This is a genomic window from Azospirillum sp. B506, from assembly GCF_000333595.1.
Classification (GTDB): domain Bacteria; phylum Pseudomonadota; class Alphaproteobacteria; order Azospirillales; family Azospirillaceae; genus Azospirillum.
The window spans coordinates 1-14,028 of the sequence record NZ_BADK01000079.1 but is presented as its reverse complement, the minus strand read 5'-3'; the positions used below and the strand labels follow the sequence as shown (position 1 = coordinate 14,028).

Here is a 14,028-nt window from a genome sequence, read left to right as displayed (position 1 = left end):
TGCGCGACGCCTGTTCGATGGTCTTGATATGGGCGAGGCCGGGCAGGATTTCCGAGCGGATGAACTCCAGCCGGCGCACCGGGCCGCCGCCACGGGAAAAGCGGTGCTTCCACAGGTTCATCTTCACCGCCAGACCGCACAGCACGCCGCCGATGGTCAGGTGATGGGTGACGATCAGGTCGCGGATGCTGCGGAAGCTTTCCGGGTTGATGTCGCGCCAGAAATCGCGGGAGCGGTTGTCGAAGCTTTCGAACCGCCCGGTGATCGAGGTGGCGATGTCGGTCAGGTCATGGCCGATCTCGTCCAGCATGCGGCCCTGGCGGGCGTCGCGGCGGACCTCGCTGACCTGATACAGCTCCGCCATCCAGCCGAGGAAACCCTGCACATCGGGCACGATGTCGTCCAGGCAGCGCTTGAAATAGGCCAGCGACAGGAAGATGTCGGCATACTCCTCCAGAAAGGCGGGAATCTCCCCCAGCGGAATGTCGAGCCGGTCGGCGGTCAGCTGCAGGCGGCGCCGCGCCTCCTCGACATCTGGCTGGGCGAACAGCCGGACCAGTTCGTCCATGCTGCCGATGTCGGTGCCCTGAACGCCATAGACATGCTCGACCAGCGGCCGGGTGAAGACGCGCATGTAGCTGGTCAGCTCGGCCCGCTTCGCCGCGGACAGGCGCAAGGCGCCCGCCTCCTCCACATCGATGTTCAGGCGGCGCAGCTCCAGCCGCAGGCTGTAGACGTCGAAGCTGGCGGCCTCGCCGATCTGCACGATCTTGCGCAGGTCGCGGCGGAATTCCGGGCCGTCGATGCCGAAGCATTTCGACAGCTGGTCGATGCGGATCTGGCCGCTGCCGGTCTGGGCGTCGTTGAACAGCTCCGCCACCGTCTCCAGCCGGACATTCTTGATCAGCCTGGCCCGGCGCAAGCCCGGCGTTTCCAGCGGCAGGATCGACAGCGGCAGGATGTGCAGCGCATCGCGCCCGTCATCCTCCTCCGCCGAAGGCGCCCCGCGCAGAAGGACGGCGGCGCCGCCGGTGGTGGCGGGCGGGCGGATGCGGTCGCGGGCCTGCCGGTCCTGTGGAATGCGGTCCTGTGGGGGGCCGGCTGGCGGCGGCTGCACGGCTGGACTCCTCCCGCCCGGGTCGGGTCCCGCAGCCCGGTCAGAAGCGCGGGAACTTCATCAGCGTCATGGTGATGGACGGATCGATGGAGATGATCGACGCCCGGCCGCTGCGGGAAATCGGACCGATCGACGGCATGGCCGCGGCGCCGGCGGCGCTGCCGTTCTGCATGTCGTACATAGCGGCGAAACGATCGAGCAGCTTGGCGACCTTGTCCGGATTCTTCAGGTCGGCGATGTCCATCCGCTTTTCCAGCAGGGCCTTCTGCTTGTCGATATCCAGCAGCGCTGTCTGCTCGGGCAGGCCCAATGCCGTGTAGACCACCTTGCGCAGGGCGTTGTCGGCCATCACCTGATACCAGTTGCCGATGTTCGATGACCGTCTCTGGAAATAGAGGCCGAGCCGCACCGCCGGATTGTTGTCCTCCGACTCGACCTCCAGCGTCACGGCGACGTAGCGGTCGACGATGGCCTGGACGACGGCCGGAGTCTTCAGGTTCTCGCCGTTGTTCTCGGCGAATCCCAGGACTTTCGCCATCTCGCGGAATTTGGTGTCGCTCATCCGGTTGGCGGTGGAGGACTGGTCGCTCACCCCCTCTTCCAGCACCTTGCGGATCAGGCCGCGCGACTTCGCCTGACTGCCGAGGTCGAAGGCGTCGAGGACGAAGCGGTAGAGCTTGTCGTCCTTCATGAAGTCTTCGGTGTTGGTGATCTTGCCGATATTGTCCTGGAAATAGGAGATGGCGCGCTGCACCGCCGGACGGCTGCGGATCGCCTGTTCGTAGCGGTCGTGGTTCTTGTTGACCACCCGCAGATCGACGAGCGTCGTCATGCCTCGACCTCCCCGGTCTTGCCGTCGGGGCCCGTTTCGTCAAAGCCGCGCGGGATGGCGGGATCCTCGTCCGCCGCGTCGGTTTCGGCGCCATAGCCGGCGGGGATCCGCATGATGACCTCTCCCGTCGTGGTGTCGAGCACCTCGGTGTAGAGCCGGGAGCTTCCCGGCGCGAGGGTGACGCGGTAGGGCTGGGAGGCGTGCCGCTTCATCTCGGTTTCCGCGCCGTCGCTCTTGGCAGCGCGCTCCACCACCTCGGCCGGCTTGGTTGTCTCGGCCTGGGCGGCGCGCAGCCGGTCGGACTGACGCTGGCGCGCCTCGGCGATGATGTCGGCGCTGGCGGTGGCGCGTTCGCCGGACGGGCCGGTCACGCCGGTGACGGGAGTCGGCATGGCGTCATCCTCCGGCCTGCTGGCCCGCATGATGGCCGATGCCGCCTGCCTGGAAGGAGGGGGCGGCAGCGGGCGGAGCGGCCGACAGCAGCGTGGCCTCATACTCCATCACCGGACGCAGGGCGGACAGCGCCTTGTAGTAGTCGCGCTCGCCGATGTGGCCCATGGCGCGGGCGATGCGGTCCTGGACGTCGGGGCGGGTGAAGGTGGTGTAGAGCTGCGCCATCATCTCCGCCACCGGACCGCTGCCGGCCGCGGCGACTCCGGGGTCGAGCAGCATGCTCTGGATCAGGAAATAGGCACGGCGCACCGGAGTCACCGCATCCTCTTCCTGCAGGATGTCGCTGCCGCGGATGATCTGGGCGAAGTTGGAGATGGTCAGGGTGTAGCGGCGGTTCTCGTTCTGCACGACGCAGCCGTTGATCACCACCCGCTCGCACGGCTTCAGGCGCAGCTTAAGTGCCATAGGACAGATCCTCCGTCGCCAGCTCCCGCGCGGGCTGCGCCACGGCGCCCGCCCCTTGCAGGCCCTGCATGACCGAGCGGTTGATGTGGAGCAGCAGGTCGATGCCGCCCTCGCCGCGCAGGACGCGTTGGGTGTTGCGGTCCACCGCGAAGGACAGCGAGATCAGACCGGCGCGCAGGGCTTCCGGCAGGGCGTTGCCGTCTTCCAGCAGGTCGGCGCGCAGGGCGTTCCACAGCTCCAGGTTCCGCCACAGCGCATCCTTCAGCGCGGCGGAACGCCAGTCGGCGCTGCGGTTGTGCTCCAGCGCCAGGGTGATCCGCAGGAACACACGATATTCGATCTTTCGCGGATCGTCGCACTCGGCGATGGTCTGGTGGTAGGCGGCGATGCTCATGGGCGCACCCCTGCGGTGGGGTCCTTGGCGGCGGATTGCCGGACCGGTTGCGGTAGGTCTTGGGGACGGGGGATGGCCGTCGGCGATGCCCGCTCGACCATGCGGCAGGCTGGAATGAACGGGCATGGCTGACGGGCATGGCCGGCGGGGCGGCTTCATCGTCCAGGGGTTCGGACGATGAAGCCGCCCGCGCGGGGACTTAGCGGAACAGCGACAGGATGTTCTGCGGACCCTGGTTCGCGATCGACAGAGCCTGGGTGGCGAGCTGCTGCTGGACCTGGAGGGCCTGCAGGCGGCTCGATTCCTCGTTCATGTCGGCGTCGACCAGCGCACCGATGCCCTTGTTCATCGAGTCCGTCAGCTTCGACACGAAGTCGTTCTGCACCGACACGCGGTTCTCGATGGAGCCGATGACCGACGCCTTGCCGATGGCGTTGTCGAGCAGCTTGTTGATGACTTCCAGCGACTTCTTCGAGTTGTTGACCACATCGACCTGGGTCAGGTCGGCGAGGCCGCCGAAGGCGTCGCTTTCCTTCGAGCCGACCCACAGACCGGAGATCTGGGCGGTGAAGTTGCCGTCGGTGTTCTTGTCCTGGTCGGTGAAGGACAGGGTGTCGCCGGTGAAGGCGACCTGGAAGTCACCGCCGGCGGTGTTCAGGGCGGTGTTGATCGCCGTGGCGATGTTGCCCTGGGTGGTGGCGAGGTTGGTGTCGTAGATCTGCGACGACAGGTCGACCGACACGTCGGTCTTGCTGCCGTCCTCCTTGGTGACGGTCAGGGTCACGGCGCCGAGGCCGAGATTCTGGCCGGCGATGAAGGTGTCGCCGGGGGCGCCGAACTTCAGGTCGATCGACGCCTTCTTGGCGTTGGTCGAGTCGACCTGCTGCTCGATGGTGGCCTTGCCGACGATCGATTCCACGCGCATGTCCTGGCGCTGGAAATCGATGTAGCTGGGATCGACCGTGCCGTCGGCGCGGCTGAGCGACGCCAGGATAGAGACGTTCTTGTCCTTGGCGGTGCCGTCGTTGGAATAGGTGACGCGCAGCAGGTTGTCGCCGTTGAACGACGCATCGGCGGCAGCGCCCTTGATCAGCTTCACCAGCTGGTCGACGTCGTTCTGGATCAGCGACTTGTCGACGCCGTTGGTCTGGCCGGCGATGACGCGGGCCTTCAGGGTCTGCAGGTTCTCGACGATATTCTTGGCGGCCACCGACGCGGTGTTGGTGGTGCCGGAGCCGAGTTCCAGCGACTCCTTGACCGCCTTGAAGCCGGCGACGTCGGCCTTCATGGTGGTGGCGATCGACCAGTAGGCGGCGTTGTCCTTGGCGTTGTTGACCTTCAGACCGGTCGAGATGCGGTCCTGCGTGGTCGCCAGGTCACCGGTAACGTGACGCAGCGTCTGCAGGGCGGTCATTGCCGAGGCATTGGTCAGAATCGAGGCCATGAGTATCTCCATTCGCGAGATGCATGGCGCCTTTCTGACGCCGGGGCCAGTCGCGCCGGCCTTCCCGATCTTCAATGCGGGGGCGCGAGCGGCGAATTCGAGGATGACCGGGCCGGTTTAAGCCGGGGTAAAAAATCGGAGGCGTTCTGGGCGGACGTTCTGGGTGGACGGTGCCGAGGGACAGGGTCGGCGGCTGGCGGTCAGCGGCCGACCGCACGGGCGGCGGGGCGGGACACCACCGGCGGGATGAAGGGAACGCGGGGTCCGGTCAGCGCGCCGGCGTTCGACCAGCGGTCCAGCATCAGCTGGGCACGGTCGGGAGCGACATGGTCGGGCGGCGCCTCGAACTTGTAGCCGCGGCCATAGACCGTCTCGATGTAGCGGCCGCCACCGGTCGCCGTGTCGATCTTCTTGCGCAGCTTGCAGATATAGACGTCGATCACCTTGTCGAGCGGGTCGGAACCGGACAGGCCGTAGACCTCCTCGTAGATGTGCTCCTTCGACACCACGCGGCGGTGATTGAGCGCCAGCACCGACAGGATCGCATGCTCGCGCTGGCTGAGGCGAAGGCGCTCGCCATCCACCTCCGGGTCGCGCCCGTCGAGGAAGACGGTCAGGCGGCCGACCGTCACGGCGTTGCTGGTCAGCCCGTAGGAGCGGCGGCGGATCGCCTCCAGCCGGGCGCGGATCTCGGTGCTGACCACCGGCTTGACCAGCACGTCGTCCGCCCCCGCCCGCAGGATGCCGGCGGTGGTGTTGGCGCAGCGCCGTTCGATCAGGCAGATGATCGCGGCGGTGACGTTGCGTGCGCGCAGCATGGCGACGCAGGCTTCGGTGTCGCCGACATCGCCGATGACGATCGCGTCATGCGTGATGTCGACGGAGCCATGCCCCTCCACCAGATCGCGCAGGCCATTCAGGTCCAGGCGGTCATGGTTAACCTTGCACAGGGCGAGTTGCTTGCCGATGGCTTCGGCGATCAGATCGGCTGGCTCAATCAGCAAAGCCTGCATTGGATTCTCCATTGTCGAGCAAGCGCAGATAAAGCATTGTTTTTTACGCAATTGCGCTTAGGTCACATGCTTATCACAGCCTTAAAAGAACCTATCGAAAGGCGACGTGTCAACAGATTGGGGTACCCGGATAGACATAGGAACGATGGTGGTTTTACGCCCGTTTAATGATTTCGTTCTATTAAAGACTGGATAAATTTTTATTCATGTGGGGTTTTACTTAGAAAATCTACGCTCTTTTCGAGTGATCGCTGCAAACAACCATTAATTCGTTCGCCATCTATGGTTAACGGCAGTGAAGAGGCAGAAAGCCGGCGCTTACAAACATGAACGCTGGTTTAACCGTGTTGCCCTACGGTCGCCGGGCATCCGCATTTGAGGAGGTTCCATGTCCGGAACGAAGGCATCCGTCCTTGCGGCGGCCACCACCGCTGCTTGCTTTCTTGCCTTGGGAGGCTGCGCGCAAGTGTCGCAGGCCCCCGACAGCGATTACCGCCAAGCCCTTGAAAAAGCGCTGACCGCCGGCCAATGCGACGGCGATGCGGTGCGTGACATGTGGTCCGCCTACGGGCGGTGGTACGGAGTCGCGTCCTCGATCGCCGGCTATTGGAAGAGCGACGAGGCCGCCGCCCTGCTGCGCCAGGGCGACCGGTTCCGCATCCTGAACTGCACGGAGGTGGCGCGCGCGTCCTACCAAACGCTGATCCGCCGTTTCCCGGAAGATGGCTTTGCCCCGTTGCGCGAAGCGGCCCGCGCCTCGCTGCGGTCGCTGCCGCCGCCACCGGCAGTTCCGGGCCAGCCGACTCCGGTCAGGCCCGCAGAGATTTGAAAAGGGTGATTTGAGGGGGGGGATCGCCCTCTCCCGTTCTGGGAGAGGGTATACCGGCTACAGCGCCAGATCGGACGACATCGGCTGGTCCAGCCCCAACCACGCATCGGCCAGCGGGCCGACGGTCAGGACGCCGTCGATCCGGCAATCGGCCAGGGCGGCGCGGAAGGTTTCGTGCAGGTCGGCCAGAGCCGATGACGGCAATCCCATGGCAAGACGCAAGGTTACATCCAGCCGTCGCCCGACCAGGGTCGCCATCAGCTGCACCGGTCCCAGCCGCTGCGGCCGGGCCTGAAGCACCAGGGTGACGCGGTCCGACAGCCCGTCCTCGATGCCAACCGCACAGAGCAGCCCGTCGTCGCTGTCCAGCAGAGGCACGCGCGACAGCCGCCACAGCCGGCCATCGACCGGCTGGAAGCGCGACGAGAGCGCCCGGTCGCAGTCGTCGATCAGCAGTCCGCCGTCGAGGCCGGCCAGCCTAGCCGCCGCATCCGTCCCCAGCCAGTCGCGGCAACCGCCGGCCGTCGCCGCCAGGAACAGGGCAAGCCCGGCGCCGAAGGTCGAATCGCAGCGCGGCAGGCAGCCGCGCGCCAGCGCTGCGTCGGCCGCGGACAGCGAGTCGAGCAGGTCGAGCAGACGGCGGACGAGCGGCACCGCTTCGTCCCCGTCCTGCACAGCGGGGCCGGCGGGAGGGGGAGCGGTGGCGAAATGCGCCGCCAGCAAGTCCGGCGGCGGCACATGCCGGGGGACGAGGTCACGCCCGGCCATTCAAACCTCGCCCATCCGGATGCTCCCCCTGCGGCACTGCCGCGCTCAATAGACCACCGTGTCGGCGTCGTCGGACTGCGGGATGATGATGGTGCCGTCCTCGGCCATCGCCTTGGCGACGCGGACGATCTCCGCCTGGGCGTCGTTGACGTCGCGCATGCGCAGCGGACCCATATTCTCGATCTCGTCCAACAGGATCAGGCGGGCGCGTTCCGACAGGACCGACAGGAAATGGTCGCGCTGCGCCGCCGGCGCCCCCTTCAGCGCGATGGCGAGCTGGCCGGTGTCGCAGCGGCGGATCACCGCCTGCAGCGACACGCGGTCGAGCCGCATCAGATCCTCGAAGGTGAACATCAGCTGCTTGATGCGCTGGGTCGGCTCCGGCATCACCGTTTCCAGATCGTCGAAGATCTCGGTCAGCGTCTCGCGGTCGATGCGGTTGAAGATGTCGGCCATCCGCTCCAGCGAATCGTTGCCGTGGGTGCGGGCATAGTTCGCCATGAACTCGTTGTGCAGGATCGATTCGATGTCCAGCAGCACCTCGCGCTGCACCGATTCGATCTGGATCATGCGCTCGATCACCTCGGTGCGGATGGTGGGCGGCAGCAGGACCAGCACCTTCGCGGCGTGGTCGGCCCGCATCTTGGACAGGATGACCGCCGCGGTCTGGGGATATTCGCCGGCCAGATAGGCGGCGAGCACCCCCTCGTTCACGTTGGACATCTTCTCCCACATGGTGCGACCGGCGGGGCCGCGGATCTCGCCCATGATCTCCGTCACGCGGTCGGCCGGCAGGAAGCGGTTCAGCATCCGCTCCGTGCTGTCGTAGGAGCCGACGACCGACCCGGCATTGGCGAAGCGCTCGGTGAAGATGCGCATCAGCGTCTCCACCAGATTGGAGGTGACGTTGCCCAGGGTCGCCATCGCCCGGCTGACGAGGCGGATCTCGTCCTCGTCCAGCCGCTCCATCAGCCGCGAGCCGCGTTCCTCGCCCAGCGCCAGGAAGATGACGGCACTTTTCTCCACGCCGGTCAGGCTCTTGTAATTCTCACGGATCTTGATCGGCGTTCCCATGACGGCACCTCAAAAGGAATAATCGGCGGATGGGGCGGAGGACGGCGTGGCATCGGAGGCGTCGGACGGCGGCAGGGCCAGCGCGCGGTCGTGGCGGAAGGCAACCGCCATCACCGCGCCGGCCACCAGCAGAAGCGGGTGCGGGATCAGCGGATTGGGATCGAGCGCGCCCAGCAGGCCGGCGAGTGAGCCGTCCTCCGGCACCGCCACCCCGCGGCGGCGGGCCAGCGCGAGCAGGCTGTCGGCCAGACTGGCGGAGGGATTGGCGGCGGGAATGGCCGGCTCGTCTTCCATCGGCTCACACCCCATAGGAGCGGATCAGGCTGCCGGCGATCAGGAACCAGCCGTCGGTCAGCACGAAGAAGATGATCTTGAAGGGCAGCGCGATCATCACCGGCGGCAGCATCATCATGCCCATCGCCATCAGGATCGCCGCCACCACCATGTCGATCACCAGGAACGGCAGGAACAGCAGGAAGCCGATCTCGAAGGCGCGGCGCAGCTCCGATAGCAGGAAGGCCGGCATCAGCAGCCGCAGGTCGACGCTCTCCGCCGTCACCGGACGCTCGTCCTTTGCCGGTTCCGTGCTCTCGCCGGCCGGCTTCGGCTTGGCGGTGAAGGCGGCGAAGGCGGCCAGATCGCGCTCGCGGACATGGGAGGCCATGAAGCCGCGGAACGGCTCGATCATGCGCTCCAGGCCCTGTTCCTGCGTGACCTGCTCGTTCAGCAGCGGGCGCAGGCCGTCCTGCCAGGCGCTGTCGATCACCGGCCCCATGATGTGGAAGGTCAGGAACATGGCGAGGCTGACCAGCACCATGTTCGGCGGCGACTGCTGCAGCCCGAGGGCGGAGCGCAGCAGCGACAGCACGACAATGATGCGGGTGAAGCAGGTGACCATGATCAGCAGGCCGGGGGCGACGCTGAGCACCGTCAGCAGCACGATGCCCTGGACGATCCGCCCCGACAGGCTGGCTCCGTCCACCAGCGAGCCCAACCCCCCGAGATTGAGGTCGAGCGGCGCCGCCGCGGCCGGACCGGCGGCGAGGAGAAGGGCGAGGAGAAGGGTCAGGGGACGGAAGCGCATGGGGGGCTTTCAGGGTTTCCCCCCTCTCCCCCCCGGGGAGAGGGTCGGGGTGAGGGGGATGCATAGCGTGGATTCTCGGGAAAGGGCCGCCGCGCGTCCCCCTCACCCTAACCCTCTCCCCGCTTTCGGCGGACCTTTGGTCCGCCTGTCGCGTCAGCGCAAACAAAGTTTGCGCGTGAGCGGGGGAGAGGGGATCCTTACCGCCCCTCAGTCGATCTCCAGCTCGGTCCGCACGATCTCGGTCAGGGTGACGCCGAGGCGCTGGTCCTCGACGATCACCACCTCGCCGCGGGCGACCAGACGGTGGTTGACCAGCACTTCGACCGGTTCGTCCACCTTGCGCTCAAGCTCCAGCACGGCGCCGCGGCCGAGCTTCAGCAGTTGCGCCACCAGCATGCTGGTGCGGCCGAGCACGACCTGCACGTCGACCGGCACGTTGTAGATCGCGTTCATCGGCCCGTCGTAAGGCTTGTCGCCGATCCTGTCCGGGGCCTTGTCCGCCTGCTTGGGATCGTCGTCGAGGATGTCGAGGTTCAAGGGAGGCATGAGGATTCTCGCTTCGGATCGTTAAGGGTCGGGCGACAGCGCCGGCTGCAGGGCGGCGACGGCGCGGTCGGTGAGGGCCTCGATGGATGCCTGGATGGCGGCGGGATCGCGGCGGACGGAGCCGGCGCCCCAGCTCGCCTCCAGGGCGCCGACGGCCAGCGCCGGGTCGTCCTGGATATCGAGACGGCCCTGGAAGATGCTCTGCCCGGCCAGCCGCTCTTCCAGCGGGCGGCGGAGCGACGGGTGCAGGCGCAGGGTCAGAACCGGGGCCTGTCCGGCGGCACGCAGGGCGTCGGCGGCCAGACGCTCGACCTCGGCGCGGGCGACCCGGTCGAGCAGGCGCGGCGCCATGCGGCGCACCAGCGCCAGCAGAACGAAGGCGCCCTGGGCCTCCAGCCGCTCCATCAGGGCGGCATGGTCGCTGTCGAGCGCCGCCATCCGCTGCGCCAGCCGGTCCAGGCAGGCGGACAGTTCCGCTTCGATGCGGCGGGCGGCGGCCAGTTCGCCGTCACGGCGGCCTTGGGCCAGTCCCTTGGCCAGCGCGGCGTTGCGGGCCTCGGCCAGCGCCGCCAGATGCGCGCGTTCCGACAGGGTCGGCAGGTCGAGCGGGTCGACACGCTCCGCCGCCTCCGGTTCCGCCACCGTGGCAGGAGCGCCGAAGCTGTGGTCGAAGCGGTAGCGCGGGTAGGCGGCCATCACGCCACCTCCTCATAGAGCCAGGAGCGCAGGATATCGATGGCCTCGTCCGGATACTGGTCGACCAGCTCTCCCAGCCGGCGGATCGAGGAGGCCCGAACGCGGCCCTCGACGGTCCGCAGCTCGATCAGCTGGTCCATCGTCTCCTCGATGCCCAGCTGCGGCGCCATCGGCGCGGCGGCGAGAGCGGCATCCACCTCCGCACCATCCGCGAACGGCGCACCGGCGGCGGCAGTCCCAGCCACGGCGGGACCGGTCAGCTGCGGCATGGCACCGCCGGCCGGAGCCGCCAATGCCGGGGCGGGCGCCTCCACCACCACCGGCTCCGGCGCCGGAAAGACGCGGCGGATCAGCGGACGCAGGCCGACCAGGATCACCAGGGCCGACAACACCAGCAGGATCACCCACTGGATCAGCGTCATGATGTTGCGGGTCAGCGTCTCGGCGATCTCGTCGCCCAGCGGGCGCGGCGCGAGGTCGGGCGCCAGATCGACGAATTCCAGATTGTCCACCGTCACCCGGTCGCCGCGCGCCTCGCTGAAGCCCATGGCGGAGCGGACCAGCTCGCCCAGGCGCTGAAGTTCCTCCGCGCTGCGCGGCTCGTACTGGCGGGCACCGTCGGGAGCGGTCTTCCAGGTGCCGTTGACCAGCACGGCGACGCTGAGGCGGCGGACGTCGCCCGGCTCGATCACCGTTTCGCGGCTGACGTTGGAGATCTCGTAATTGACCGTCTCCTCCTGCCGCTTGCTGTCGTTGGAGGATTGCGGCCCCTGCGACTGGGCGCGCACGTCGCGCTGCGGCAGGTTCTGTTCGGCGGTGACCGGCGGCTCGCCGTTGCTGTCCTGGCTGCGGTCCTGCTCCTGCACCGTCTGGGTGGAGCGGATGACCTGGCTGTTGGGGTCGAAGGTCTGGCTGCGCACCACCTCGCGCTTGGTCTCCACCTCGGCAGCAACCTGGACGCGGACATTGCCGGCGCCGAGACGGGCGGTCAGCATCTGCTCCACCGCCCGGGCGACGCGGGTTTCCGCCGCGACGCGCAGGCCGTCGGTGCGGGCCGACGCCAGACCCGGCCCGTCATCCTCGGTCAGCAGCAGCTCGCCGGAGGAATCCATCACCGTCACGGCGCTGGGCTTCAGGTTGGGCACGGCGGCGGAGACGAGATGGCGGATCGACAGGGCCTGCTTGCGGTCCATCGACCCCCGGCCGCGCATGCGCACCACCACCGACGCGGTCGGCTTGGGTGCGCTGCGCGAGAACTCCTCGCGCTCCGGCAGGACGATGTGGACGCGGGCGGCCTCGACGCCGGACAGCGTCTCGATGGTGCGGCCGAGTTCGCCTTCCATGGCGCGCAGGCGGTTGATGCGCTGCATGAAGCTGGTGATGCCGAGCGGCTTGTCGGTGTCGAACAGCTCGTAGCCGACGCCGCCGTGCGCGGGCAGGCCCTTCTCCGCCAGCGCCATGCGGACGCGGGAGACGTCGGCCTGCGGCACGCTGATCGTGGTGCCGTCGAAGCCGGCATTCACCGGCACGCCCATTTCCTGAACCGCCTTGGCAATGCGGCCGGCCTCCGCCGGTTCCAGCCCGCTGTAGAGCGCGGTCATGTGCGGCTGCGACAGCAGCAGCGCCATGCCGGCGACGGCCAGGACGATGCCGAGCCCGGTGCCCGCCAGCACGAGCAGCCGACCGCGCCCCAACGACCGCAAGGTGTCGATCAGACTGTCCACGGTTCCCCGCACCTTTAAAGTTTCTGAAAATCGGCGGGCCTAGTCTTCGCCCTGCACACCCCGTCACGCTAACGGCGCGACTTTTAAGCGGAGTAAAAAACGGGACAACCGTCGAAGACAAAGCTTCTAAAACTTTACTGGTTTCCCGATTGACTAAAATTTTCGGCAATGTCCGGCGGGATGGAGCGATGATTACACGGATGGGCACAGCAGGAACGGCGACGGTCCGGGATGAAGCCCTGAACCGGCTGCGCGGTCCAGGACGGATCCTGGTCATCGCCCTGCCGGTCGCCAGGCTGCTGACCGGCATGGTGGCGCTGGGCGCGGTGGCGGCGGCCGGGCTTGGCGGCTATTGGCTGGCGGCCGGCACGGAGGCGGTGGAGCGGCTTTGGCACCCCTCGGCGGAGACCGCGCCGGCCGATGCCGTGGTCGACATGCCGGAACTGGTCGTCAACCTCCGCCGCGACACGCCGTCCCGCTTCCTGAAGATCGGCCTGTCGCTGACCGTCGCGTCCCGCGACCGCCAGACGCTGGAGCAGGCGATGCCGCAGCTGACCGACAGTCTGCAGGAATTCCTGCGCAACCTGGACCAGGACGACCTTGAGGGATCGGCCGGGCTTCACCGCCTGCGCAGCGAGATCAAGCGCCGCTTCAACCTGATCCTGTCCGACCCCGCCGGCCGGCGCGACGTCGTCACCGACGTCCTGCTGCGCAGCCTGCTCACGCAATAGCGACCTCCAGAGGCCCCGGATGACCGACACCCCCGCCCCGCCGCCCGCCTCCATCGCTGCCCCCCAGCCCGATCAGGACGAGGCTGCGGACTGGGCCGCCGCGTGGGATCTGGCCGCGGCCCAGCAGACCGATCCGCTTCCCTCTCCCCCAATCGCCCCTCCCCCCATGGCGGAGGCCGAGGCGATGCGGGAGGCGCTGGCCGGACTGACCGGCGAGGCGAAGACGCTGAGCCAGGAGGAGATCGACCGGCTGCTGAACTTCGCCGCACCGGAAGGCGGCGGCCCAGCGATGAGCGCCATCCAGCGGCTGGTCAGCTCGACCACGGTCAACAAGGACCGGCTGCCGATGCTGGACGTGGTGTTCGACCGCATGGTGCGGATGCTGAACACCTCGCTGCGCCAGTTCGCCTCCACCAACGTCGAGGCGTCGCTGTCGAAGATCGAATGGCTGCGCTACACCGACTTCCAGGACGCCATCGAGCTGCCGGCGCTGATCGGCGTCGCCCGCGCCGAGCCGTGGGACAACCAGATGCTGGTGACCATCGACAGCGCGCTGATCTACTGCATGATGGACGTGCTGCTGGGCGGGCGGCGGTCCAGGCCGGGGCGGATCGACGGACGCGCCTACACCTCGATCGAACGCAAGATGACCGAGCGGATGATGAAGGTGGTGCTCCAGGATCTGGGGCAGTCCTTCGACCCGCTGGCCCAGGTCGATTTCGTCTTCGACCGGCTGGAGGTGAACCCGCAGTTCGCCACCATCACCCGGGCCACCAACGCCATCATCCGCGTGCGCATCGCCGTGGAGGTGGAGCGCCGCACCGGCCACATCGACATCGTCATCCCCTATGCCACGCTGGAGCCGATCCGCGGCAAGCTGGTGCAGATGTTCATGGGCGAGAAGTTCGGCCATGACAC

General features: G+C 67.6%; 17 protein-coding genes. 3 read left to right on the top strand and 14 right to left on the bottom strand.

The genetic code is table 11. The features are described 5' to 3' along the window. The 7 genes from I71_RS02665 to I71_RS02635 all read right to left on the bottom strand — a co-directional run. Positions 1 to 1,117 (bottom strand): hypothetical protein (locus I71_RS02665; protein WP_049975886.1); only part of this gene is annotated, 1,117 nt, incomplete at its 3' end. 40 nt (positions 1,118 to 1,157) lie between these two features. Then, complete coding sequence (locus I71_RS02660) at positions 1,158 to 1,949, bottom strand: DUF1217 domain-containing protein (RefSeq protein ID WP_042690056.1); 792 nt, start codon at positions 1,947 to 1,949, stop codon at positions 1,158 to 1,160. Beyond that, a complete protein-coding gene (locus I71_RS02655) occupies positions 1,946 to 2,341 on the bottom strand; it encodes a hypothetical protein (protein WP_042690052.1) in 396 nt (131 codons plus the stop codon). Before I71_RS02655 ends, I71_RS02660 begins: the two co-directional genes overlap by 4 nt. A gap of 4 nt (positions 2,342 to 2,345) precedes the next feature. Further along, the gene (locus I71_RS02650) at positions 2,346 to 2,807 is read right to left on the bottom strand and encodes a flagellar biosynthesis repressor FlbT (protein WP_042690047.1); all 462 of its coding nucleotides are present in this window, start codon (positions 2,805 to 2,807) and stop codon (positions 2,346 to 2,348) included. Then, positions 2,797 to 3,201, bottom strand: a complete 405-nt coding sequence (locus I71_RS02645) for a flagellar biosynthesis regulator FlaF (protein ID WP_042690042.1) — start codon at positions 3,199 to 3,201, stop codon at positions 2,797 to 2,799. Before I71_RS02645 ends, I71_RS02650 begins: the two co-directional genes overlap by 11 nt. Before the next feature lie 199 nt (positions 3,202 to 3,400). Beyond that, positions 3,401 to 4,645, bottom strand: coding sequence for a flagellin (locus I71_RS40450; RefSeq protein WP_042690039.1), 1,245 nt, complete (start codon positions 4,643 to 4,645; stop codon positions 3,401 to 3,403). Positions 4,646 to 4,845: 200 nt separating this feature from the next. Next, positions 4,846 to 5,658 (bottom strand): response regulator transcription factor, encoded by an 813-nt coding sequence (locus tag I71_RS02635; RefSeq protein WP_042690034.1) that lies wholly within the window; start codon positions 5,656 to 5,658, stop codon positions 4,846 to 4,848. 466 nt (positions 5,659 to 6,124) lie between these two features. Here I71_RS02635 and I71_RS02630 point away from each other — a divergent pair, with 466 nt between their 5' ends. Further along, positions 6,125 to 6,487, top strand: coding sequence for a hypothetical protein (locus I71_RS02630; RefSeq protein WP_244433588.1), 363 nt, complete (start codon positions 6,125 to 6,127; stop codon positions 6,485 to 6,487). A gap of 57 nt (positions 6,488 to 6,544) precedes the next feature. Here the strand turns inward: I71_RS02630 and I71_RS02625 are convergent, their stop codons facing one another. The 7 genes from I71_RS02625 to fliF all read right to left on the bottom strand — a co-directional run bounded on the left by I71_RS02625 (position 6,545) and on the right by fliF (position 12,379). Continuing rightward, positions 6,545 to 7,255: a hypothetical protein gene (locus tag I71_RS02625; RefSeq protein WP_042690026.1), complete on the bottom strand. Its 711-nt coding sequence runs from the start codon at positions 7,253 to 7,255 to the stop codon at positions 6,545 to 6,547. A gap of 45 nt (positions 7,256 to 7,300) precedes the next feature. After that, positions 7,301 to 8,329, bottom strand: coding sequence for a flagellar motor switch protein FliG (locus tag I71_RS02620; protein ID WP_042690021.1), 1,029 nt, complete (start codon positions 8,327 to 8,329; stop codon positions 7,301 to 7,303). Between the two features lie 9 nt (positions 8,330 to 8,338). Beyond that, positions 8,339 to 8,623: a hypothetical protein gene (locus I71_RS02615; protein WP_244433587.1), complete on the bottom strand. Its 285-nt coding sequence runs from the start codon at positions 8,621 to 8,623 to the stop codon at positions 8,339 to 8,341. Between the two features lie 4 nt (positions 8,624 to 8,627). Beyond that, a complete protein-coding gene (gene fliP / locus I71_RS02610; protein ID WP_042690013.1) occupies positions 8,628 to 9,413 on the bottom strand; it encodes a flagellar type III secretion system pore protein FliP in 786 nt (261 codons plus the stop codon). Positions 9,414 to 9,620: 207 nt separating this feature from the next. Then, entirely contained in the window at positions 9,621 to 9,959 is a 339-nt protein-coding gene (fliN, locus tag I71_RS02605) for a flagellar motor switch protein FliN (RefSeq protein WP_042690007.1), read from the bottom strand. Positions 9,960 to 9,980: 21 nt separating this feature from the next. After that, complete coding sequence (locus I71_RS02600; RefSeq protein WP_042690004.1) at positions 9,981 to 10,655, bottom strand: flagellar assembly protein FliH; 675 nt, start codon at positions 10,653 to 10,655, stop codon at positions 9,981 to 9,983. Then, positions 10,655 to 12,379 carry a flagellar basal-body MS-ring/collar protein FliF gene (gene fliF / locus I71_RS02595; protein ID WP_042690002.1) on the bottom strand — a complete coding sequence of 575 codons (1,725 nt, stop codon included), beginning with the start codon at positions 12,377 to 12,379 and terminating at the stop codon, positions 10,655 to 10,657. Before fliF ends, I71_RS02600 begins: the two co-directional genes overlap by 1 nt. Before the next feature lie 188 nt (positions 12,380 to 12,567). Between fliF and fliL the strand changes: the two genes are divergently transcribed. Together fliL and fliM are read left to right on the top strand one after the other, a co-directional pair. Next, a complete protein-coding gene (fliL, locus tag I71_RS02590) occupies positions 12,568 to 13,110 on the top strand; it encodes a flagellar basal body-associated protein FliL (RefSeq protein ID WP_244433586.1) in 543 nt (180 codons plus the stop codon). 19 nt (positions 13,111 to 13,129) lie between these two features. Next, the coding region (fliM, locus tag I71_RS02585) for a flagellar motor switch protein FliM (protein ID WP_049975887.1) at positions 13,130 to 14,028 on the top strand (899 nt) is incomplete at its 3' end.

Bases quoted from the DNA above. Each gene is read 5' to 3' on its own strand.
- I71_RS02660 (WP_042690056.1), bottom strand. From the start codon at position 1,949: ATGACGACGCTCGTCGATCTGCGGGTGGTCAACAAGAACCACGACCGC.
- I71_RS02655 (WP_042690052.1), bottom strand. From the start codon at position 2,341: ATGCCGACTCCCGTCACCGGCGTGACCGGCCCGTCCGGCGAACGCGCC.
- I71_RS02650 (WP_042690047.1), bottom strand. From the start codon at position 2,807: ATGGCACTTAAGCTGCGCCTGAAGCCGTGCGAGCGGGTGGTGATCAAC.
- I71_RS02645 (WP_042690042.1), bottom strand. From the start codon at position 3,201: ATGAGCATCGCCGCCTACCACCAGACCATCGCCGAGTGCGACGATCCG.
- I71_RS40450 (WP_042690039.1), bottom strand. From the start codon at position 4,645: ATGGCCTCGATTCTGACCAATGCCTCGGCAATGACCGCCCTGCAGACG.
- I71_RS02635 (WP_042690034.1), bottom strand. From the start codon at position 5,658: ATGCAGGCTTTGCTGATTGAGCCAGCCGATCTGATCGCCGAAGCCATC.
- I71_RS02625 (WP_042690026.1), bottom strand. From the start codon at position 7,255: ATGGCCGGGCGTGACCTCGTCCCCCGGCATGTGCCGCCGCCGGACTTG.
- I71_RS02620 (WP_042690021.1), bottom strand. From the start codon at position 8,329: ATGGGAACGCCGATCAAGATCCGTGAGAATTACAAGAGCCTGACCGGC.
- I71_RS02615 (WP_244433587.1), bottom strand. From the start codon at position 8,623: ATGGAAGACGAGCCGGCCATTCCCGCCGCCAATCCCTCCGCCAGTCTG.
- fliP (WP_042690013.1), bottom strand. From the start codon at position 9,413: ATGCGCTTCCGTCCCCTGACCCTTCTCCTCGCCCTTCTCCTCGCCGCC.
- fliN (WP_042690007.1), bottom strand. From the start codon at position 9,959: ATGCCTCCCTTGAACCTCGACATCCTCGACGACGATCCCAAGCAGGCG.
- I71_RS02600 (WP_042690004.1), bottom strand. From the start codon at position 10,655: ATGGCCGCCTACCCGCGCTACCGCTTCGACCACAGCTTCGGCGCTCCT.
- fliL (WP_244433586.1), top strand. From the start codon at position 12,568: ATGATTACACGGATGGGCACAGCAGGAACGGCGACGGTCCGGGATGAA.